This is a genomic window from Pseudomonas ficuserectae (assembly GCF_024584585.1).
Classification (GTDB): Bacteria; Pseudomonadota; Gammaproteobacteria; order Pseudomonadales; family Pseudomonadaceae; genus Aquipseudomonas; species Aquipseudomonas amygdali.
Genome location: NZ_CP085684.1, coordinates 1,265,865 through 1,288,128, shown reverse-complemented (window position 1 = coordinate 1,288,128; position 22,264 = coordinate 1,265,865). Strand labels below are relative to the sequence as shown.

At 59.5% G+C, this 22,264-nt stretch carries 20 protein-coding genes and 1 other RNA gene; 4 read left to right on the top strand and 17 right to left on the bottom strand.

Annotated features, from left to right (window positions below; genetic code table 11):
- Positions 1–28: 28 nt before the first annotated feature.
- The 17 genes from ftsZ to rsmI all read right to left on the bottom strand — a co-directional run bounded on the left by ftsZ (position 29) and on the right by rsmI (position 18,449).
- The gene (ftsZ, locus tag LJU29_RS05810; protein WP_002555041.1) at positions 29–1,216 is read right to left on the bottom strand and encodes a cell division protein FtsZ; all 1,188 of its coding nucleotides are present in this window, start codon (positions 1,214–1,216) and stop codon (positions 29–31) included.
- A 100-nt stretch (positions 1,217–1,316) separates the two neighbouring features.
- Entirely contained in the window at positions 1,317–2,573 is a 1,257-nt protein-coding gene (gene ftsA / locus LJU29_RS05805; RefSeq protein WP_002555042.1) for a cell division protein FtsA, read from the bottom strand.
- A gap of 14 nt (positions 2,574–2,587) precedes the next feature.
- The gene (locus tag LJU29_RS05800; RefSeq protein WP_004666180.1) at positions 2,588–3,457 is read right to left on the bottom strand and encodes a cell division protein FtsQ/DivIB; all 870 of its coding nucleotides are present in this window, start codon (positions 3,455–3,457) and stop codon (positions 2,588–2,590) included.
- A 3-nt stretch (positions 3,458–3,460) separates the two neighbouring features.
- Entirely contained in the window at positions 3,461–4,420 is a 960-nt protein-coding gene (locus tag LJU29_RS05795) for a D-alanine--D-alanine ligase (RefSeq protein WP_004666181.1), read from the bottom strand.
- The gene (gene murC / locus LJU29_RS05790) at positions 4,417–5,877 is read right to left on the bottom strand and encodes a UDP-N-acetylmuramate--L-alanine ligase (RefSeq protein WP_005745009.1); all 1,461 of its coding nucleotides are present in this window, start codon (positions 5,875–5,877) and stop codon (positions 4,417–4,419) included. The genes LJU29_RS05795 and murC overlap by 4 nt, the downstream gene beginning before the upstream one ends.
- Positions 5,870–6,940: an undecaprenyldiphospho-muramoylpentapeptide beta-N-acetylglucosaminyltransferase gene (murG, locus tag LJU29_RS05785; RefSeq protein ID WP_004666182.1), complete on the bottom strand. Its 1,071-nt coding sequence runs from the start codon at positions 6,938–6,940 to the stop codon at positions 5,870–5,872. Before murG ends, murC begins: the two co-directional genes overlap by 8 nt.
- Positions 6,930–8,144 (bottom strand): putative lipid II flippase FtsW, encoded by a 1,215-nt coding sequence (gene ftsW / locus LJU29_RS05780; RefSeq protein ID WP_002555047.1) that lies wholly within the window; start codon positions 8,142–8,144, stop codon positions 6,930–6,932. Before ftsW ends, murG begins: the two co-directional genes overlap by 11 nt.
- Complete coding sequence (gene murD, locus LJU29_RS05775; protein WP_005780968.1) at positions 8,141–9,487, bottom strand: UDP-N-acetylmuramoyl-L-alanine--D-glutamate ligase; 1,347 nt, start codon at positions 9,485–9,487, stop codon at positions 8,141–8,143. Before murD ends, ftsW begins: the two co-directional genes overlap by 4 nt.
- Before the next feature lie 5 nt (positions 9,488–9,492).
- Positions 9,493–10,575 (bottom strand): phospho-N-acetylmuramoyl-pentapeptide-transferase, encoded by a 1,083-nt coding sequence (mraY, locus tag LJU29_RS05770; RefSeq protein WP_257111763.1) that lies wholly within the window; start codon positions 10,573–10,575, stop codon positions 9,493–9,495.
- Positions 10,575–11,945: a UDP-N-acetylmuramoyl-tripeptide--D-alanyl-D-alanine ligase gene (locus LJU29_RS05765; RefSeq protein ID WP_122322699.1), complete on the bottom strand. Its 1,371-nt coding sequence runs from the start codon at positions 11,943–11,945 to the stop codon at positions 10,575–10,577. The genes mraY and LJU29_RS05765 overlap by 1 nt, the downstream gene beginning before the upstream one ends.
- Positions 11,938–13,401, bottom strand: coding sequence for a UDP-N-acetylmuramoyl-L-alanyl-D-glutamate--2,6-diaminopimelate ligase (locus LJU29_RS05760; RefSeq protein ID WP_257111762.1), 1,464 nt, complete (start codon positions 13,399–13,401; stop codon positions 11,938–11,940). Before LJU29_RS05760 ends, LJU29_RS05765 begins: the two co-directional genes overlap by 8 nt.
- On the bottom strand, positions 13,401–15,128 hold the full coding sequence (locus LJU29_RS05755; protein ID WP_004666184.1) for a peptidoglycan D,D-transpeptidase FtsI family protein: 1,728 nt from the start codon (positions 15,126–15,128) through the stop codon (positions 13,401–13,403). Before LJU29_RS05755 ends, LJU29_RS05760 begins: the two co-directional genes overlap by 1 nt.
- On the bottom strand, positions 15,128–15,421 hold the full coding sequence (gene ftsL, locus LJU29_RS05750) for a cell division protein FtsL (protein WP_002555053.1): 294 nt from the start codon (positions 15,419–15,421) through the stop codon (positions 15,128–15,130). The genes LJU29_RS05755 and ftsL overlap by 1 nt, the downstream gene beginning before the upstream one ends.
- A complete protein-coding gene (gene rsmH, locus LJU29_RS05745) occupies positions 15,418–16,359 on the bottom strand; it encodes a 16S rRNA (cytosine(1402)-N(4))-methyltransferase RsmH (RefSeq protein ID WP_005754012.1) in 942 nt (313 codons plus the stop codon). Before rsmH ends, ftsL begins: the two co-directional genes overlap by 4 nt.
- Positions 16,360–16,361: 2 nt before the next feature.
- Positions 16,362–16,817, bottom strand: a complete 456-nt coding sequence (gene mraZ / locus LJU29_RS05740) for a division/cell wall cluster transcriptional repressor MraZ (protein ID WP_002555055.1) — start codon at positions 16,815–16,817, stop codon at positions 16,362–16,364.
- Positions 16,818–17,124: 307 nt separating this feature from the next.
- Positions 17,125–17,482, bottom strand: an RNA gene (rnpB, locus tag LJU29_RS05735) — RNase P RNA component class A.
- A 97-nt stretch (positions 17,483–17,579) separates the two neighbouring features.
- Positions 17,580–18,449 (bottom strand): 16S rRNA (cytidine(1402)-2'-O)-methyltransferase, encoded by an 870-nt coding sequence (gene rsmI / locus LJU29_RS05730; protein ID WP_029240916.1) that lies wholly within the window; start codon positions 18,447–18,449, stop codon positions 17,580–17,582.
- Positions 18,450–18,730: 281 nt separating this feature from the next.
- On the opposite strand from rsmI, the gene LJU29_RS05725 reads away from it, so the two are divergent.
- The 4 genes from LJU29_RS05725 (at position 18,731) to LJU29_RS05710 (ending at position 22,254) form a co-directional block, all read left to right on the top strand.
- Positions 18,731–20,545, top strand: a complete 1,815-nt coding sequence (locus tag LJU29_RS05725; protein ID WP_005754018.1) for a penicillin-binding protein activator — start codon at positions 18,731–18,733, stop codon at positions 20,543–20,545.
- Positions 20,545–20,916, top strand: a complete 372-nt coding sequence (locus LJU29_RS05720; RefSeq protein WP_005745001.1) for a YraN family protein — start codon at positions 20,545–20,547, stop codon at positions 20,914–20,916. The genes LJU29_RS05725 and LJU29_RS05720 overlap by 1 nt, the downstream gene beginning before the upstream one ends.
- A 169-nt stretch (positions 20,917–21,085) precedes the next feature.
- Positions 21,086–21,679 (top strand): phosphoheptose isomerase, encoded by a 594-nt coding sequence (locus LJU29_RS05715; RefSeq protein WP_002555059.1) that lies wholly within the window; start codon positions 21,086–21,088, stop codon positions 21,677–21,679.
- Complete coding sequence (locus LJU29_RS05710) at positions 21,676–22,254, top strand: BON domain-containing protein (protein WP_002555060.1); 579 nt, start codon at positions 21,676–21,678, stop codon at positions 22,252–22,254. The genes LJU29_RS05715 and LJU29_RS05710 overlap by 4 nt, the downstream gene beginning before the upstream one ends.
- Positions 22,255–22,264 lie beyond the last annotated feature (10 nt).

Here is a 22,264-nt window from a genome sequence, read left to right as displayed (position 1 = left end):
ATCACCCTAATACCCCTGATACATTTCATCAATCGGCCTGACGACGCAGGAAAGCCGGGATATCCAGGTAATCCAGATCATCGTTAGGGTTCATCTTCGCCGCTGCCGTAGCGCCTGCGTGTGCCTGATTGCGCATCACGGTAGGACGGTCCAGATCGCGGTAGTTGACCGAAGGTGCTTCCTGGCGCGACGCCTGCTGGGCAGGAGCCTGCTGGGTGGTCTGCAGCGTGTTGTCGATGACCTTGACCGGCTTCTCGATTTTCGCGCCCAGGCCGGTGGCAACCACAGTCACGTGCAACTCGTCACGCATGTCCGGATCGATAACCGTACCGACCTTGACCATCGCGTGCTCGGAAGCGAACGCTTCGATGATGCTACCCACGTCCGAGTACTCACCCAGCGACAGGTCAGGACCGGCAGTGATGTTGACCAGGATGCCGCGAGCGCCCTGCAGGTTGACGTCTTCGAGCAACGGGTTGCGAATGGCCGCTTCGGTGGCTTCACGCGCACGGTTAGGACCGCTGGCGCAGCCAGTACCCATCATCGCCATGCCCATTTCGCTCATCACGGTGCGGACGTCGGCGAAGTCGACGTTGATCATGCCCGGACGCTTGATGATGTCGGAGATACCGCGAACGGCACCGGCCAGTACATCGTCAGCCTTGGCGAAAGCCGACAGCAGGCTGGCGTCCTTGCCCAGGATGGTCAGCAGCTTCTCGTTGGGGATAGTGATCAACGAGTCGACGCTTTCGGACAGCATGCGGATGCCTTCATCGGCGATCTGCATACGCTTGCGACCTTCGAACGGGAACGGACGGGTCACGACTGCGACCGTCAGAATGCCCATTTCCTTGGCCACTTCAGCAATGATCGGTGCTGCACCGGTACCGGTACCGCCGCCCATGCCAGTGGTGATGAAAACCATGTTGGTGCCCTGCAGAACTTCTGCAATGCGCTCACGATCTTCCAGTGCGGCCTGACGACCGACTTCAGGGTTGGCGCCAGCGCCAAGGCCTTTGGTCACGCCGGTGCCCAGTTGCAGAATGGTCCGCGCGCCAATGTTTTTCAGCGCTTGAGCATCTGTGTTGGCGCAGATGAATTCCACGCCTTCGATGTTGCTCTTGACCATGTGATTGACAGCGTTTCCGCCACCACCGCCTACACCGATAACTTTGATAACCGGGCTTTGCGGGACGTTGTCTACGAGTTCGAACATTTCTCTCTCCTTCCGCTTTCTAGTTAGTTTTGCCTACTGCCTGCCGATATTGCTTTTGAAGCCCTGAATCTGAAGCTGTGAAACTTTTAAACGTTGAAACTTAGAAATTGCCCTGCACCCAACGCTTGATACGCTCAAGCACCGGTGCCTTGGTTTCGTCGCTGTAACTGCTGTTGCCGACCATCCCGGACAGTGAAATGCCGTCCGACTGTTTTTGCAGCCCGTACATCAACAGGCCTACGCCGGTCGAGTAGATAGGGTTGCGCACGACATCAGCGAGCCCTTTGACGCTGTGCGGCACGCCAAGGCGCACCGGCATGTGGAAGATTTCCTCGGCCAGTTCGACCGCACCTTCCATTTTCGCTGTGCCCCCGGTCAGCACGATGCCAGCCGGGATCAGGTCTTCGTAACCGCTGCGGCGCAGCTCGGCCTGGATCAGCGTGAACAGCTCGTCGTAACGAGGCTCTACCACTTCGGCCAGGGCCTGACGCGACAGCTCGCGAGGTGGACGGTCGCCCACACTCGGTACTTTGATGGTTTCACCGGCACCGGCCAGTTTGGCCAGGGCGCAGGCGTAGCGAATCTTGATTTCTTCGGCGTACTGGGTCGGGGTACGCAACGCCATGGCGATGTCGTTGGTGACCTGATCGCCCGCAATCGGGATAACCGCCGTGTGACGAATGGCGCCTTCGGTGAAGATCGCGATGTCGGTCGTACCACCACCGATATCCACCAGGCACACGCCCAGCTCTTTCTCGTCATCGGTCAGTACGGAATACGCCGACGCCAGTTGTTCAAGAATGATGTCGTCGACTTCCAGACCGCAGCGACGCACGCACTTCTCGATGTTCTGCGCGGCATTCACTGCGCAGGTCACGACGTGAACCTTGGCTTCCAGACGTACACCGGACATGCCCAAAGGCTCACGCACGCCTTCCTGGTTATCGATCACGTAATCCTGAGGGAGGGTGTGCAGCACGCGCTGGTCGGCAGGAATGGCCACCGCCTGAGCAGCATCGAGCACACGCTCCAGGTCCGCAGAACTGACTTCGCGATCACGAATCGCCACGATGCCGTGCGAATTCAGGCTGCGAATGTGGCTGCCTGCAACGCCGACAAATGCCGAGTGAATACGGCAACCCGCCATCAGCTGCGCTTCTTCGATTGCACGCTGGATCGACTGCACAGTCGACTCGATATTCACTACCACGCCCTTCTTCAGGCCGCGGGAGGGATGGGTACCGATACCCACGATTTCCAGCGAGCCATCGGCCGCGACTTCGCCTACCAGTGCCACCACCTTGGAGGTACCGATATCCAGCCCGACGATCATTTTGCCGCTTTGCACGTTTGCCATGGTCCTGCCTCTTATCAATTCTTCGCGACGGCGGGTTTGTCCGTCGTTGCCGCTGCCTGTTCGCGCCAACCGACCGCAAGGCCGTTGGAGTAACGCAAGTCGACGCGCGCGATATTCGTGATTTGTTCTTTCAGCGTTTTGTCGTAAATCGCGATGAAACGGCGCATTTTTTCGACGAGGTGGTCGCGTCCAAGCAACAATTCGATTCCCGGGCCAGCACTACCGGCGCCTGTCGTCAGGAACCAGCTGCCGCGCTCGCGCAGCTCCAGGCGCACGATGGAGAAGCCCAGCGGGCGCAACATCTGACTCAACACCTGATACTGCTGCATCACCTGCTGCTGGGCCCGCTGCGGGCCGAACAACTGGGGAAGATGTTCGTAATTGGACAGTTCACGCGGCGTGAAAGCCTGCCCCTGGTTATTCAACAGCGCTTCATCACCCCAACGGGCAACCGGCAACTGCTCTTCAAGACGAATCACAACCTGATCCGGCCATACACGACGAACTTCGGCGTGGGCGATCCAGGGCATCTGCTCAAGCTCGGTGCGCATGCCGGTCAGATCGATCTTGAAAAAGCTCGACGCCACATAAGGCGCAATCCGCTGTTGCACAGCCTGCTGGCTGATGTAACTCAAATCGCCCTGCACATTGATGCGGGTAATCGGGCGGTCGGCGTACGGCAGCAGACGTTGCGCTGCCTCATAAGTGCCGAAGCCCAGAACCACCAGCAACACAGGCCAGAGCAGACGCTTCAGAACACTGAAGTTAGCCTTGGGCAGGCGCGCCGACAGAGGCTCCTTGGCCACCATTCGGCTGGCACCACGCGGCACCGGCTTGTTGCGGCCGGGTGCAGGTGGCTGAGGACGTGCCGACGCGCCGTACATGCCTTACCCTCTCGCCTGAACACTGTCGGCCAGAATCGCCAACACCAGTTGTTGAAAATCCAGACCTGCAGCACGCGCAGCCATTGGCACCAGACTGTGATCGGTCATGCCGGGCACGGTATTCACTTCCAGTAACCAGAACTTGCCTTGTGCGTCCTGCATGACATCCGTGCGCGCCCACCCTGCAATACCGATGGCGTCGCAAGCGCGTGCTGCAAGTTGTTTGAGTTCCTGTTCCTGCGCATCGCCAAGCCCGCAAGGGATCCGGTACTGAGTATCGGACGCCAGGTACTTGGCATCGTAATCATAAAAACTGTGAGGAGTGCCCAGGCCAATGGGAGGCAACACCTGGCCACGCAGAGACGCCACAGTGAACTCAGGTCCCTGAATCCACTGTTCGACTAATACTTGCGAATCGTAGGTACTGGCGGCTTTCCAGGCGGCGATCAATTCATCGACGCTGTTCACCTTTGCCATACCGATACTTGAACCTTCATGGGCCGGTTTGACGATCAAAGGGAAGCCCAGTTCCGTCGCTGCGCAAATACAATCGCTCTCGTTTCCAAGAACAGCATGCAAGGGCGTTGCAAGGCCGAGACTCTGCCAGACCTGCTTGGTGCGCAACTTGTCCATCGCCAGCGCGGAAGCCAGTACACCACTACCGGTATAAGGGATTTCTAGGCATTCCAACAGGCCTTGCATGGTGCCGTCTTCGCCGCCTCGCCCGTGCAGAACAATGAAGGCACGGTCGATCTTTTCACTGACCAGTCTCTGCAGGAAGTCATCGCCCACATCAATGCCGAACGCATCCACGCCAGCATCGAGCAGTGCCTTGAGCACGGCATTACCCGAGTTCAGGGAGACTGCACGCTCGGCACTCTTGCCACCAAAGAGCACGGCGACACGACCGAAGCTTTTCGGCTCGAGTGTCGAGCGCAGGGAAGACAGGGTGACGGCTGTCATTTCAGCTTCCCTTCGGTAGGGGCCGCTTTTGCGCCAGCGAACAGCGGGCTTTTCAGTAGTTGTGGAGCAAGACCGCCGATATCGCCAGCGCCCTGGCACAGCAGAATGTCGCCAGCGCGCAGCAGCGGCTTGACCAGCGGTGCCAGCTCGACGCCGCGCTCGATGTAGATCGGGTCCAGCTGACCGCGCTGACGAATGCTGTGGCACAGATTGCGGCTGTCGGCGCCGGGAATAGGCTCTTCACCCGCCGGGTAGACTTCCATCAGCAGCAACACATTGGCGTCGGCCAGAACCTGTACGAAATCGTCGTACAGGTCACGGGTGCGGCTGAAGCGGTGCGGCTGGTAGACCATCACCAGACGACGATCCGGCCAGCCGCCACGTACGGCGCTGATCACAGCAGCCACTTCACGCGGATGGTGACCGTAGTCATCGACCAGCATCACATTACCGCCTTCGACCGGCAGCTCGCCGTACACCTGGAAGCGACGACCGACGCCCTGGAACCCCGAAAGGCCCTGCACGATCGCCTCATCGCTGACACCTTCGTCGGTAGCGATAGCGATGGTCGCCAGCGAGTTGAGTACGTTGTGATTGCCGGGCATGTTCACCGACACATCCAACGGCTCGCGGTCGCGGCGCAGTACGGTAAAGAATGTCAGCATGCCGTCCTGACGCACGTTGATCGCACGTATGTCGGCAGACTCGCTGAAGCCGTAGGTCAACGTCGGGCGCTTGACCTGCGGGAGAATTTCACGCACTACCGGATCGTCGATGCACATGACCGCCAGGCCATAGAACGGCAGGTTATGCAGGAACTCGACAAAGGTCTTCTTCAGTTTGTTGAAGTCGCCTTCGTAGGTCGCCATGTGATCGGCGTCGATATTGGTGACCACCGCCACAAGAGGCTGAAGGTGCAGGAAACTGGCGTCGCTTTCATCGGCTTCGGCGATCAGGTAACGGCTGGTGCCCAGCTGGGCGTTGGTGCCCGCGGCGTTCAAACGGCCGCCAATCACAAAGGTAGGGTCCAGGCCACCAGCAGCGAACACCGAAGCGATCAGGCTGGTGGTGGTGGTCTTGCCATGCGTACCGGCGACAGCGATGCCGTGGCGATAGCGCATCAGTTCGGCGAGCATCTCGGCACGAGGCACGACTGGAATACGGCGTTCCAGCGCGGTAGCGACTTCCGGGTTGGAAGTATTCACAGCGCTGGACACCACCAGTACGTCGGCACCCACAGTGTTCTCGGCACGATGGCCGACAAAAATCTGCGCGCCGAACGATTCCAGACGCTCGGTCACGGCCGAGCCCTTGAGGTCGGAGCCCGAGACTTCGTAGCCCAGGTTCAACAATACTTCGGCAATCCCGCACATACCGACGCCGCCGATACCGACGAAGTGGATGCGACGGATACGGCGCATTTCAGGTTGTGGCATGGCGCGTTGATTCTCAACCATGGGCCACCTCCACGCAGACGTTGACGACGGTGTTGGTTGCATCAGGCTTGGCCAGGCTACGTGCAGTGCGGGCCATGCTGTTCAATTGTTCGGGTTGCATCAAAACCTCTTTCAGGCGTGCTGCCATCTCGGCGGCGCCAGTTGTCGCTTGCGGCATGACGAAGGCTGCGCCTTCGCGAGCCAGATAGTCAGCGTTACGTGACTGATGGTCATCAATCGCGTGGGGCAGCGGTATCAGCAACGACGGCAGACCGGCGGCGGCCAGTTCGCTGATGGTCAATGCGCCTGCGCGGCAGACCACCAGATCGGCCCAGCTATAGGCTTGGGCCATGTTCTGGATAAACGGCGCAACCTGCGCCTCGACGCCCACGTTGCGATAACGCTCGGCGGTGACTGCGTCGTGATTCTTGCCCGACTGATGAAACACTTCGGGCTGGATGTCCTGAGGCAACCGGGCCAGCGCCTCGGGCAACAATTTGTTCAATGGCTCTGCGCCCAGACTGCCGCCCAGCACCAGCAGACGCGCCTTGCGTCCGGCCAGCGCCTGACGCGGTGTTTCCAGAAACAGCTCGACACGCACCGGGTTGCCGGTGGTGCGGCGTTTGGACGAGGCCGCAAAGGTGTTCGGGAACGCCTCGCACACGCGGCTGGCGAACGACGCCAGGCTGCGATTGGCTGTACCGGCGACGGCATTCTGCTCGTGAATGATCAAAGGTACGCCTGCCAGCTTCGCCGCCAGACCGCCAGGGCCGGTGACATAGCCACCAAAGCCAACCACACAGACCGGTTTCACCTGACGCACAACCTTGCGCGCCTGCATCAAGGCCTTGAGCAACATGAAAGGCGCCTTGAGCAGCGACAGCCGGCCTTTGCCACGCAGCCCGGTGACATTGATAAGGTGCAGCGTCAGACCGGCCTGCGGGACCAGTTCGTTTTCGATTCCGCGTGGCGTGCCCAGCCAGTGGACCTTATAGCCACGAGCCTGAAACTCGCGTGCACAAGCCAGCGCCGGGAATACATGCCCGCCGGTGCCGCCAGCCATGATCAGCACATTAGCGTCCATGGGGCGTCTCCTCGGCGAAGTCGCTTTCCTTGAACTCGGCTTCTTCGCTGCCCATGTTGTTGCGCGATTCCCACTCGATGCGCAGCAGCAGGCCAAGACTCGCGCAGCAGATCACCAGCGAGCTGCCGCCGTAGCTGAGGAACGGCAGAGTCAGTCCCTTGGTTGGCAGCAGACCGACGTTCACACCGATATTGATCAGGAACTGGCCTATCCACAGGAACGACAGACCGTAGGCCACATAGGCACCGAAGAACTGCTTGGCACGTTCGGCCCACATGCCGATGTACATGCCGCGAATACTGACAAACAGAAACAGTGCGACGGTGATCAGCGATCCGACGACGCCCAGCTCTTCTGCAAGCACCGAGAACACGAAGTCGGTGTGCGCTTCCGGCAGATAGAACTGCTTCTGCACACTGTTGCCCAGCCCGACACCGAACCATTCGCCACGACCGAAGGCGATCAGCGCCTGGGTCAATTGATAACCGGAACCGAACTGGTCGGCCCACGGGTCGGTAAAGTTGGTCAGACGCGCCATCCGGTAAGGCTGTGCCTGGACCAGAACAACGACCGACGCCACAGCCAGAACCACCATCAGCGAGAAGCGGAACAGACCGACACCACCGAGAAACAGCATGGCTGCGGCCGAGCCCATCATTACCACGGTCGCACCGAAGTCAGGCTCCATCAACAGCAGACCGGCCATCGGCAACAGCACAATGAACGGCTTGAAAAAGCCCATCCAGCTTTCGCGAACTTCCTGCTGCTGACGAATCAGGTAGCCGGCAAGGAAGATCACAACGAATACCTTGGCGATTTCCGACGGCTGCACGTTGAACGCGCCGAAACCGATCCAGCGCATCGAACCGTTTACCTCGCGCCCGATTCCCGGCACCAGTACCAGCAGCAACAGGCCGAACGCGCCAAGCAGCATCATCCAGCCCAGGCGTTGCCAGGTGGCGACCGGAATCATCATGGTCACGCCGCAGGCACCCAGGCCTATCAGCAGATAAACCAGGTGACGGGTCATCATGTACAGCGTGTTGCCCGACTGAACTGCAGCAACTTCCGACGAGGCGGAAGTAATCATTACCAGCCCAAGGCCCAGCAACGCCAGGCAACCGACCAGCATCGGGAAGTCGAGGTCAATGCCGCGCCCGCTTATCAGTGGCGATGGATAAGGCTTGATCACACCGAAGATCATGACAAGCACTCCACTGCCTGCGCGAACACACGTCCGCGCTCTTCATAATTCTTGAACATGTCCAGGCTGGCGCATGCAGGCGAAAGCAGTACCGCATCGCCACGCTGAGCCAGTCGGGCACTTTGCTCGACAGCGGCCTGCACGGTATCGACACGAACCAGCGTAACGGCGTCGCCCAATGCCTGAGCAATCAGCTCGGCGTCGCGGCCCAGTAACACCGCAGCGCGGCAATGCTCAGCGACTGGCGCACGCAATGCGCTGAAGTCAGCGCCTTTGCCATCGCCACCAGCGATCAGCACCAGCTTGCCGTCGATATCCGAACCCAGGCCTTCGATGGCAGCCAGTGCGGCACCAACGTTGGTGGCCTTGGAGTCGTTGTAGTAATGAACGCCGTCATGCTCACGCAGCCACTGGCAGCGATGCTCCAGCCCGGTGAATTCGCGCAGGCTGGCGAGCATCGCATCGAACGGCAGGCCGACCGCATGCCCAAGCGCCAATGCAGCAAGGGCGTTGGCCTGATTGTGAGCACCACGAACTTTCAGCTCACGTACCGGCATCAGGTTTTCGAACTGGAACGCCAGGTATTTTTCGCCGTTTTCTTCACGCAGACCAAAGCCGTGGAAATCAGGCTTGTTGAGACCAAACGTCCAGCAAGGCAGGCCTTCACCGATCAGCGGACGGGACAGCGCATCCTGACGATTGACCACCACTTGCCGCGCGCCACGGAAAATCCGGTGCTTGGCCAGGTGATAAGCCGGCAGGCCGCTGTAGCGGTCCATATGGTCTTCGCTGATGTTCAGCACGGTTGCCACTTCAGCGTTGAGCTGGTCGGTGGTTTCGAGCTGAAAGCTGGACAGCTCCATTACGTACAGTTCGACATCGTCGCTGAGCAGGTCCAGCGCAGGAGTGCCAAGGTTGCCCCCAACCGCAACGCGTTTTCCGGCAGCGACGGCCATTTCGCCCACCAGCGTTGTCACCGTGCTTTTCGCATTCGAACCGGTAATGGCAATGACCGGAGCCTTCGCGTAACGCGCGAACAGCTCGATGTCACCGGACAGCTTGACGCCGCGCGCGTGCGCCTGCTGCAAGGCCGGTGTGGCAAGCGCCAGACCGGGGCTGACGTACAACTCGTCGGCACGGCAGAGGAAATCCACGTCCAGCTCGCCACAACGCACTTCCACCTGCGGATAGTCACGACGCAAGGTCGCCAGCTCAGGAGGATTCTCCCGCGTGTCGGCCACGGCAAAGGACACGCCCCGGTTCGCCAGGAAGCGAACCAGGGACATGCCACTTTTGCCAAGCCCCACAACAATGCGGAAGCGGTCGGAAACGATCAGGGACACTCGTTCTACCTCAGTTTCAGTGTGGCAAGGCCAATGAGCACCAGAATCACGGTGATGATCCAGAAACGGACGATCACGCGCGGCTCAGGCCAGCCTTTGAGTTCAAAGTGGTGGTGAATCGGCGCCATGCGGAACACGCGGCGACCGGTGAGTTTGAAAGACGCAACCTGAATGACCACTGAAAGGGTTTCCATCACGAACACGCCGCCCATGATGAACAGGACAATTTCCTGACGCACGATCACAGCCATGGTGCCCAGTGCAGCGCCCAGCGCCAGCGCACCGACGTCGCCCATGAATACCTGCGCCGGATAGGTGTTGAACCAGAGAAACCCGAGCCCCGCACCAATCAGCGCACCAGAGAAGACAATCAGCTCACCGGCCCCCGGTACGTAGGGAATCAGCAGGTATTCAGCAAACTTCACGTTACCCGACAGGTAGCAGAAGATGCCCAGCGCACCGCCGACCATCACCGTCGGCATGATCGCCAGACCGTCCAGGCCGTCAGTCAGGTTGACTGCGTTGCTGGAGCCGACGATCACGAAATAGGTCAGCACGATGAAACCGATACCCAACGGAATGCGCACATCCTTGAGCATCGGCACGATCAGCGTGGTTTCGGTAGCCGACGGTGCAGTCGTATAAAGGAAGATCGCTGCACAGAGGCCGAATACCGACTGCCAGAAATACTTCCAGCGGCTCGGCAGGCCACGCGAGTTCTTTTCGATCACCTTGCGGTAGTCATCGACCCAGCCGATGGCGCCAAACAACAGTGTCACCAGCAATACAACCCAAACGTAACGATTCCTCAGGTCAGCCCACAACAGCGTACTGATACCGATGGACGAGAGGATCAGCGCGCCGCCCATGGTCGGCGTACCCGATTTGGACAAGTGCGACTGCGGACCGTCGTTGCGGACAGACTGGCCGATCTGGCGCATCTGCAAGGTACGAATCATCCAGGGGCCCAGGCACAGCGACAGTGTCAGCGCAGTGAGCACACCAAGGATCCCGCGCAAGGACAGGTACTGAAAGACCGCGAAGCCTTTGTAGAACTGTTGTAAGAACTCGGCCAACAGCAGCAGCATTAATGTTTCTCCAGGCTAGAACCGCACAAGGCAGCCACGACGTTTTCCATCGCAGCGCTACGCGAGCCCTTGATCAGTAAAGTGGTATTAGGGTCCTGCTCGGCGCCCAGCGCCGCGATCAGCTCTGCCTGACTGGCAAAGTGGTACGCATGTTCACCAAAGGCGCTGACGGCATGAGTCATCAACGGGCCGACGGCATACAGCGCCGAGACCTTGCCAGCGGCATAGGCCCCTACGTCGCGATGGCCTTGTTCGGCCCACTCGCCCAGCTCGCCGATATCGCCCAGCACCAGCACGGTACGACCGGTAAAACCGGTAAGGATGTTGACGGCTGCGTTGATCGAGGCAGGGTTGGCGTTGTAGGTGTCATCAATGATGCGCGTGCCGTTGCTGGCGATTTGCACAACCGCACGGCCCTTGACCGGCTGCACGTTGTTCAGGCCCGCGACAATGCCTTCCAGCGTCACGCCCAGTGCGCAGGCTGCAGCCGCGGCCGCCAGGGCGTTGGTCACGTTATGCGCGCCCAACAGATTCAACTGAACCTGGGCGACGCCGAGCGGGCTGTTGATGGTGAAGCCCGGGCAGCCGCGGGCATCATTACTAAGGTCGCTGGCGTGCAGATCCGCCGCAGGGTCAGCCAGTGCGAAGGTCAGAATGTTGCGATTGCCGGCACGCTTGCGCCAGACAGGGAAAGCCTTGTCCTCCAGATTCAGCACCGCGGTGCCGCTGGCATTGAGTCCTTCCAGAATCTCGCCCTTGGCCTCGACAATTTTGTCCGGTCCGCCAAACTCGCCGACATGGGCGGTTCCAGCGTTGGTAATGATGGCAACGTGTGGCTTGGTCAGGCTCACGGTGAAGGCAATTTCGCCCACCCGCGATGCACCCAGTTCGATGACCGCCGCACTGTGCTCGGGAGCCAGCTCCAGTAACGTCAATGGCACGCCCAGCTCGTTGTTCAGATTGCCACGAGTGGCCAGCACAGTGCCGCGCGTACGCAGGATGCTCGCGAGCATTTCCTTGACCGTGGTCTTGCCGCTGGAACCGGTCATCGCTGCAACCGGCTTGTCGATGAACGCATTGCGGTTCATTGCGCCCAATTGCGCGAGCGCCTTGCGGGTATCGATCACGACCAGTTGCGGCAGGCTTGCGCCCTGCACTTCGCGCTCGACCAGAGCACCGACCGCACCTTTGGCAGCCACCTGCTCAAGGTACTCATGGCCGTCGAAGCGCGGCCCGGTCAGGGCCACAAACAGCTGGCCCGGCTGGATACCACGGCTGTCGGTGCTCACACCGTCAAAGCTGCAGTCGCCAGCGACCAGACGGGCGTCAAGCGGCACGACCAGTTCGCTGAATGTCATTGACTTAATCATTCGCAGGCCCCCACGCAGCAAGCGCCTTGGCAGCTTCTTGCAGGTCAGAGAACGGATGGCGCTGACCGTCGATCTCCTGATAATCCTCATGCCCTTTACCGGCCAGGACTACGACATCATCGGCATTGGCGCTGGCAATCAACTGGGCAATGGCCTGGCCGCGACCTTCGATGAAGCGCACCTTGTCAGCAGCAGCGAAGCCAGGGCGGATATCGTCAAAAATACTGGCTGGCGATTCGGAGCGCGGGTTGTCGTCGGTGACCCACACACCGTCGGCCAGGCGTTCGACCACTTCAGCCATCAGCGGACGCTTGCCGCGATCGCGATCACCGCCGCAGCCGAACAGGCACAACAGGCGGCCTTTTGCGTGCGGGCGCAGCGCTTCGAGGACTTTTTCCAGCGCATCCGGAGTATGCGCGTAGTCGACAACCACCAGCGGCTTGTCGGCACCGCCCAGACGCTGCATGCGCCCGACCGGGCCTTCGAGTTTCGGCAACACCTTGAGAATTTCGTCCAGCGCGTAATTCAGGCCCAGCAAAGCGCCGACCGCAGACAGCACGTTGCTCAGGTTGAAGCGACCCAGCAGGCTGCTGCGCAGGAAGTGCTCGCCCTGAGGCGTGACCAGCGTAGCGCGCACGCCATCGTCATCGAATTTCGCATCGCGGCAATACAGGTAGGCCGAGCTGTCCAGCTGGCTATAGGTGATCAACCGCGACTCTTGCTTGATACCGGCCAGTTCACGACCGAAAGCATCATCCAGATTGATTACCCGGCATTTCAGGTTGGACCACGCAAACAGCTTGGCCTTGGCGGCAGCGTACGCTTCCATGGTGCCGTGATAATCCAGGTGATCACGGGACAGATTGGTCAGCACCGCCACATCAAACGCCAGCGCCGTCGCCCGCCCTTGATCCAGCCCATGAGACGACACTTCCATTGCCACTGCGCGCGCACCGGCCTTTTTAAGGTCGGTCAGCGTCGCCTGAACGGCTATCGGGTCAGGCGTGGTATGACGGCCGCTTTGCAACGCGCCGTAGAAGCCTGTGCCCAGCGTGCCGACGATGCCGCAGTGCTGACCCAGTGCATCAAGCGCCTGGGCAACCAGTTGAGTGACGCTGGTCTTGCCGTTGGTGCCGGTAACGCCTACCAGATTCAGGCTGCGGCTCGGATCGCCGTAGAAGCGGCCGGCAATATCGGACAACTGCGCGGCGAGCCCCTTGACCGGGATCAGCGGCACGTCAGTGATCGGCAGAACGGTCGAGCCTTCTACTTCGTACGCCACAGCCGCAGCGCCACGCTTGAGCGCGTCGGCAATATGCGCACGGCCATCGACCTTGATACCCGGCACGGCCAGAAACAGATCACCCGGACGGACATTGCGGCTGTCGAGAGTCAACTCGCGAATCAAGGGGTCGCGGTCCGTGTGAGCGAAAATCTTGCTCAGATTAAAGGCCATCAACCACGCCCTCCTTTGGCTGCCGGTGCTGCATTGACTTGTTCCGGTGGAGCAAGGTTGTCAGGCGTGACGTTCATCAAACGCAACGTACCGGACATGACTTTGCTGAATACCGGAGCCGAAACCAGACCACCGTAGTAACCGCCCTTGCTCGGCTCGTCGATGACCACGACGATGGCATAACGCGGGTTACTCATCGGGCCGAAACCGGCGAACAGGGAGCGATAGGAGTTCTCCGCATAGCCCTTGGTGCCGATCGACGTCTTACGCGCCGTACCACTCTTGCCGCCGACGTGATAGGACGGCACACGAGCGCGATACACACCGCGTGGGTCTTCGATAACCTGCTGCAACATGCCCTGCAGGGTTTTGGCGGTTTTCTCGGGAATGGCCTGGGTCGATTCCGGCTCTTTATCCGTTTTCAAAATGGTCAGTGGCACGATGCGGCCGTTGTTGGCCAGCGCGCCATAGGCGTGTACCAATTGCAAAGCGGTAACTGACAGACCGTAGCCATAGGACAGCGTGGCGGTCTCGGCCTTGCGCCACTCGCGATAGTTGGGCAGGTTGCCAACGCGCTCGCCAGGGAAGCCGAGGCCGGTGTACTGACCAAAACCAACGCGCTGCATGGCACGGAAGATCGCTTCGCCGCCCACATCGAACGCGACCTTGCTCATGCCAACGTTACTGGAGTTGATCAGGATGCCGGTCAGATCGAGGATCGGGCCCTCGGTCTTGGTCACGTCACGAATCGTGTACTTACCGATCTGCAGTGTGCCTGGATAAACCTCGACCTTATCGGTGGGCTTCCAGCGGCCACTGTCCAGCGCTGCAGTCATGGAGATCGGTTTCATGGTCGAGCCCGGCTCGAACACGTCAATGATTGCCCGGTTGCGCATGGCAGCAGGCACCATGGTGCGGCGATTGTTCGGGTTATAGGTCGGCTGATTGACCATCGCCAGAACTTCACCGGTCTTGACGTCCATGATCACCATGCTGCCTGCCTTGGCCTCGTTTTCCACGATGGCGTTGCGCAGTTCACGGGTTGCCAGGTATTGCAGACGCAGGTCAATAGACAAAGCCAAGGTCTTTCCGGCCTTGGCATTCTTGGTCACCTGAACATCCTTGATCAGTCGGCCGCGCCGGTCCTTGATAACCTGACGCTTGCCAGGCACTCCCGCAAGCCAGTCGTCATAAGCCAACTCGACACCTTCGCGACCGTGGTCATCAAGGTCGGTAAAACCAACCATGTGCGCGGTAACATCCCCTGCCGGGTAGAAACGGCGGAACTCTTCGATGCCGTAAACGCCAGGGACTTTCAGATCCAGTGCTGCCTGGCCCTGCTCCGGCGTCATGCCACGAACAAGGTAGATAAATTCCTTGGTGGATTGCGATTCCAGGCGATCAGTCAACGCTTTCAGATCCTGCCCGGTAGCCGCTGCGAGCATCGGCCACTTGGACTTGTCCTGCTGCATTTCGCGCGGGTTGGCCCACAGCGTCGTCACCGGAGTACTCACGGCAAGCGGCTCGCCGTTGCGGTCGGTGATCAGGCCACGGTGAGCCGGAATCGGAATATGCCGCAGGCTGCGGGCATCGCCCTGCTCCTTGAGAAAGGTGTGGTCGATAACCTGCAGGTCAACGATGCGCCAGCAAATGGCGAGCACAAGGGACACCAGCAGCCCCACGACCACGCGAAAACGCCACGGATAAAGCGCGCCTTCAAGTTTCATCATGGCGCCACCATCCGCACTTCTGCAGCGCTTGGAATGCGCATTTTCAGCTGTTCGGTGGCCAGATTCTCGATGCGGCTGTGTGCAGTCCAGGTGCTCTGCTCAAGGATCAGCCGGCCCCACTCTGCCTGCGCCTTGTCGCGCACGCTCATTTCCGAGTACAGCGAGTTGAGCAGTTGACGATTCCAATGTGCGCTATAGGAAACGCCAATCGCTGAAATCAGGACAGCAATGAACAGCAGCAGCATAATGAAGCTGCCACCGGGCAAAGGTTTCAGAAACAGACGGCTCACCTGAGCTTCTCCGCTACGCGCATGACAGCGCTGCGCGAACGCGGGTTGGCTTTGGTTTCGGTATCCGAGGCGAATTGAGCCTTGCCGGGAATTTTGATTTTCGGTTCGAACGGTTTGAACTGGATCGGCAGATTGCGTGGCATGTTGTCGGCTTCGCCCTTGGCGAGCTTGCGCATGAACAATTTGACGATACGGTCTTCCAGCGAGTGAAAACTGATGACGACGAGGCGACCACCGACTTCAAGGGCATCCAGTGCGGCTTCAAGACCGGCTTCCAGATCACCCAGTTCGTTGTTCACGTGAATACGCAGCCCTTGAAAGGCTCGCGTTGCAGGATTCTTGCCCTTCTCCCAGGCAGGGTTGGCGACCTTGAGCACTTCTGCCAGATCAGCGGTACGCTCGAAAGGCTGGACTTCACGGCGCGCGACGACGGCATTAGCCATGCGCTTGGCAAACCGCTCTTCGCCGTATTCCTTGAATACGCGGGCAATTTCTTCAGCGGGTGCAGTCGCGATGAACTCGGCAGCGCTCACGCCGCGGGTTGGGTCCATGCGCATGTCCAGCGGGCCGTCGTTCATGAAACTGAAGCCGCGCTCGGGGTCATCCAGCTGCGGGGACGAAACGCCCAGATCCAGCAGAATACCGCTGACCTTGCCCGCCAAACCGCGTTCCTGAGCCTCGGATCCCAATTCGGCAAAGCTGCGCTGCACAATGACAAAGCGGCCGTCTTCGGCCGCTAGCGCTTGCCCTGTGGCAATCGCTTGAGGGTCCTTGTCGAACCCAAGAAGCCGACCATCAGGGCCAAGCTGGCTCAATATCAGACGACTATGCCCGCCACGTCCGAACGTGCCGTCCAGATAGCAGCCATCGGCACGCACCGCGAGAGCCTCCACGGCTTCTTCAAGCAGCACGGTGATGTGGGTAAAGCCGCTGTTCATAGTCACAGGATCAAATCACGTAATTCGTCGGGCATAGCGCCAGGTTTTTGAATGGCAGCCAGGTCAGCATCAGCAAGAGCGTTCCAGGCGTCCTCGTCCCACAGTTGAAACTTGTTGAGCTGGCCCACCAGCATTACGCGCTTGTCCAGCCTGGCGTATTCGCGCAAGCGTGGCGGCACCAGAAAACGCCCGCTGCCATCGAGTTCCAGATCGACAGCATTACCAATCAAAAGCCTTTGCAGACGACGGTTCTCTTCACGAAACGTCGCCAGATCACGAAGTTTTGCCTCTATCAGCTCCCATTCGGAAAGCGGGTACAGGCAAAGACAGGGATCAACGGCATCAATGGTCACGATAAGTTGCCCGGCACTACGCGAATCCAACTCGTCACGGTACCGGCTCGGCATAGCGAGACGGCCCTTGGCATCGAGATTGATCGCGTTGGCACCACGGAACACAGGCGCATTCTCCGAATTTTAGCTTTTTGCGCTGAAAAAACCCACTTCGTGCCACTTTCTGCCACTTGTGCACACTATAGGAACGCGCCCACCACACCGTCAAGGCACGGTCTTAAGGAAAACCCTTACATTTCGGAGATTTAGGAGAGGTATTGGGTATAAAAGGGTAATTTTACGAACGATCTGACAGATAAATCCCACACAACTCAAATCGTTGCGATTCAAAGTTAATGTGATTTATGAGCTGTAAGATTTTTTTGGTATTACGAGAGGGTTTTGCTGCTTGAAACGAAGGGTGAGAAAAAAGGTGGAGAGTCGATCTGTAAGCCGGGTTCTGTCGAGAACAGTCATTCCTCTACGACGGCCATCACTGGACGTCTTTAGCAACCTACCCGGTTCCAGCGCGGGCCACGCCTAGGAACCCTATTTGGTCTTGCTCCGAGTGGGGTTTACCTTGCCACGAACTGTTACCAGACGTGCGGTGCGCTCTTACCGCACCTTTTCACCCTTACCGGCACCGAAGTGCTTAGGCGGTTATTTTCTGTGGCACTTTCCGTAGGCTCACGCCTCCCAGGCGTTACCTGGCACTCCGCCCTATGGAGCCCGGACTTTCCTCCCCCCCCTGTTGCGGAACAACAAGAGGCAGCGACTGTCCAATCGACTCTCCGCCGCCAAGGTTAGCGGCACATGCCTTCAAGAACAAGCTTTAATAGCACGTGGGGCGCACTTGCCCCCGTTATCCACCCCCTCAAAGGCAACCCATCATTCCTTCTGTTTCTCCAGTGCCACCTGATAAAGCAGGTTCTTGCGCACGCCGGTTATTTCGGCTGCCAAGGCTGCGGCGCGCTTGAGAGGCATCTCTGCAAGCAGTAAATCCAGTATGCGGCGCGCCTCCTCACCAATGACATCCTCGTCCTCGGGTGGCGTCCAGCCGGCTATCAGCACCACGCATTCGCCACGCTGCTGATTACTGTCAGCCTCGACAAAAGCCCGCAGCTCACCCAAAGGCAGACCCTTGAGCGTTTCAAAAGTTTTGGTTATTTCACGTGCCAGCAAGGCCTGACGGTCGGCACCGAAGACTTGCTCCATGTCTTGCAGACACTCAAGAATCCGGTGCGGCGCTTCATAATAAATAAGCGTGCGCGGCTCTTCCTTTACTCGCTCAAGCTTTGCCTTGCGCCCTGCAGCCTTGGCGGGAAGAAAGCCCTCGAAAATGAATCGGTCCGAAGGCAGCCCGGCCGCAGAAAGAGCGGCGATCAGGGCGCAAGCGCCCGGCACGGGCACAACCGGTACACCTACAGCACGCGCCTGGCGTACCAGGTGATAACCGGGATCAGAGATCAGCGGCGTGCCCGCGTCGGAAATCAGCGCCACATCATCGCCAGCCAGCAGACGCGTTATGAACCGACTACCCTCATCACGTTCGTTATGCTCGTGACAGGCGGCCAACGGAGTGGATATCCCGAAGTGCTGCATCAGCCGTGCAGAATGGCGCGTGTCTTCAGCTGCAATCAGCGCGACTTCACGCAACACCTTCAATGCCCGCACGCTCATGTCGTCCAGATTGCCGATAGGAGTCGCCACTACATAAAGCGAGCCCGGAGTGGAATTCGAAACAACCGGAACAGTCAAAACGCAAACCTCACAGGTTAAAGCTGATACTTGGAAAGAATGCATTGTACAGGCTGAAGCACGGCCGAGCGGTCCGCGCATCAGGGATGCCGATAAAAAAGGAATAAATACATGATCAAGGCCGGACACAACACAACACAGCCCCTTCGAATTGAACGATTTGGCCGCCAGATGACCCTAACGCGACCAATATCACGGCTTTAAACACCTTCGACATCGCACCCCGGCCAGCGCTTGGGTACAATTCCCCGTTAATTCGCTCGAGTTTCAGGAACATACCAATGATCGCTTGTCTGCGGCTGCTCTCTGCCCTCTGCCTCGCTGCCCTTCTCGCAGCCTGTGCCAGCTCGCCCTCGTCCAGCCTTGGCGAGCTGCCTCGAACCCCTGACGCCAGCATCGAGCAGTTGCTTGATCAGGCCGCCACAGCCAAAACACCCGAGCAGGCTGCAACGCTGCGCTTGAGTGCAGCCGACCTGGCCGCCCGCCAGAATGACGCAGGACGCGCTGCGCAGATCCTCGGACAGGTGCAAATCGATCAACTCAAACCCGGACTGCAGGTTTTCGCCAGCACATTGTCCGCAGAGCTGGCGATGGGCCGCAATCAGCCCAAGGCAGCACTGACCGCACTGAACCACCCAAGCATGCAACGCCTGGGCGAACTGTCGGTCGAGCAGCAGGTTCGCACCCACATGGTCAAGGCGCGCGCCCTGGAGGCCGATGGCCAGGCCCTGGCGGCCGTCAATGAGCGAGTATTCGCCGGCCCTCTGCTGCAAGGCGCAGAGACCAGCGCCAACAATGATGCAATCTGGACGCTGGTCTCCGCTCTGCCGGCCGAGCAGCTGCAAAGTACCGCCAGCGGCGATATGGGCGGCTGGCTGAATCTGGCCCGCTCGATCAAAGGCGCAGGCACACTTGAGCAGCAACAGGCGGCCATCGACAACTGGAAAGCCCAGAACCCGAAACACCCGGCAGCGCTGCAACTGCCTACCGCCCTCGCCCAACTGCGCGCCCTGACCAGCGAGCCGATTACCAAAATCGCTCTGCTGCTGCCGCAGGATGGTCAACTGGCCGCAGTTGCCAAAGCGTTGCGCGAAGGCTTCATGGCCGCGCACTTCCAGGCACAACAAGCAGGACAGAATCCACCCGCCATCCAGGTGTTCGACAGCTCGCGCGTTACCTCGATGGATGAGTTCTACCGTCAGGCCCAGGCCGCTGGCGTACAGCTGGTCGTAGGTCCGCTGGAGAAGAACCTCGTCAAACAGTTGAACAGCCGCCAGCAGCTTCCGATCACTACCCTGGCGCTGAACTACAGCGACACCAGCAACGAAGGCCCCGCTCAGCTGTATCAGTTTGGTCTGGCTGCCGAAGACGAAGCCCGCGAAGTTGCACGTCGCGCCTGGGCCGATGGCAAGCGCAGCGCTGTAGCAATGGTGCCGAAAGGCGAATGGGGCGACCGCGTACTGGATGCCTTCCGCAAGAGCTGGCAGGCCAAGGGCGGTACGCTGATCGCAGCCGAGCACGTTGACCAGCCCGTAGAGCTGGCACAACAGGTCGCCGATCTGTTCCAGTTGCGCAACAGTGAAGGCCGCGCCCAGCGCCTGCAGAGCACTGCCGGTACTCAGGTAGCCGCGCAGCCAAGCCGTCGCCAGGACATTGACTTCATGTTCCTCGCCGCGACGCCGCAACAAGCGCAGCAGATCAAGCCAACCATGGTTTTCCAGTACGCAGGCGATGTTCCGGTCTACGCCACCTCGCACCTGTTCACCAACAGCAACGATCATGCGCAGTACATGGACCTCAACGGTGTGCGCTTCTGCGAGACGCCATGGCTGTTGAACGCTGAAGACCCACTGCGCCAGCAAGTCACCGCGCAATGGCCACAAGCTGCTGGCAGCCTTGGCCGCCTGTACGCAATGGGCATCGACGCCTACCACCTGGCCCCACGCCTTGCGCAACTCAAGGCAATGCCTGACAGCCGCATCGATGGCCTGTCGGGCAGCCTGAGCATCAACCCTGGCCGTCGCGTCGAGCGCCAGCTGCCATGGGCGGAGTTCGTCGACGGCAAGATCCAACGCCTGCCGGACACAGCGCCTTGATGCCACGCAGCAGCCGCCAACAAGCAGGGCGCGAGGCTGAAGCCTTCGCCCTGCAGTTTTTGCAACAACAGGGGCTGCACCTGATTGAACAAAACTGGTTATGCAAACGCGGCGAGCTTGATCTAGTCATGCTTGACGGCGATACAGTAGTATTCGTCGAAGTTCGCTACCGGCGCCATTCAGGCTGGGGTGGAGCCACGGAAAGCGTTGATTTTCGCAAGCAGGCAAAACTTGTCACTGCCGCACAGCTTTTTCTGCAGCAAGCAACAGACTGGGCCAGTCACCCCTGCCGTTTCGACGTGATCGCCATTGAAGGCCAGCCTGGCAACGCTGCACCGCTGAACTGGATCAAGAGTGCTTTTGACAGCTGACCTTGCACACGGGCACAGCAGCCCTGCCGTGTTAATGACCTGCAATAGCTTCTACGCTCACCGATTTCGCTATTTGTTTTGCCGGCTGCACACCTTGTGTGCCGGATAGCTCCCGGGAGAACCCGGCGCATCCGTCCCGCCGCCGTACGCTCTAATTAAGGTCACATTGATGGACATGCAATCCCGAATTCGCCGGCTGTTCCAGGCCAGCATCGAAACCAAGCAACAGTCGATGGAAGTCCTTGCACCCTATATCGAGCAAGCCAGTCAGGTCATGGTCAATGCCCTGCTCAACGAGGGCAAGATGCTCGCGTGTGGCAACGGCGGGTCGGCTGGCGATGCACAGCACTTTTCCTCGGAACTGCTCAACCGTTTCGAGCGCGAGCGGCCGAGCCTGCCAGCCATCGCCCTGACAACCGACAGCTCGACGATCACCTCGATCGCCAACGATTACAGCTACAACGAAATCTTTTCCAAGCAGATCCGCGCACTGGGCCAGCCAGGTGATGTGCTGCTGGCTATTTCCACCAGCGGTAACTCGGCAAATATTATTCAGGCCATCCAGGCCGCACATGATCGCGAAATGATTGTCGTAGCATTGACGGGACGCGACGGTGGCGGCATGGCTTCCCTGCTATTGCCCGAGGACGTGGAGATCCGCGTACCTGCCAATGTCACGGCACGCATACAAGAAGTCCATCTGCTGGCAATCCATTGCCTTTGCGATTTGATCGACAGCCAACTGTTCGGGAGTGAAGAATGACCCCTAATCGTCTCAGCCTATTGGTTCTGACACTGTGCCTGAGTGTCACCGGATGCAGCTCGGTGATCACGGCCACTCGCGACAAGCCGATCGAAGATGATCGCGGCACCCGCACCTTCGGCAGCAAGATCGATGACTCGCTGATCGAGACCAAGGCAGCCGTCAACATTTCCAAAGCCAATCCTGATCTCGCAGAAGGCTCGCACATCGTTGTGACCAGCTTCAACGGCATCGTGCTGCTGGCTGGCCAGACACCCCGCGCCGACCTCAAGGCAATTGCCGAACAGGCCGCCAGCTCGGTCCAGCGCGTCAAGAAGGTCAACAACGAGTTGCAGGTCATGGCGCCCTCTTCGCTGCTGGCGCGTAACAACGATGCCTGGCTGACCACCAAGATCAAAAGCCAGATGATTGCCGACGCATCCATCCCCGGCTCGCGCATCAAGGTGGTGACCGAGAACGGTATTGTGTTCCTGCTGGGCCTGGTGACTCAGGATGAAGCCAATCGCGCCACCAACCTGGTACAGGGCGTTTCCGGCGTGCAGAAGATCGTCAAACTGTTTGAGTACATCGACTGACGGGTAACTG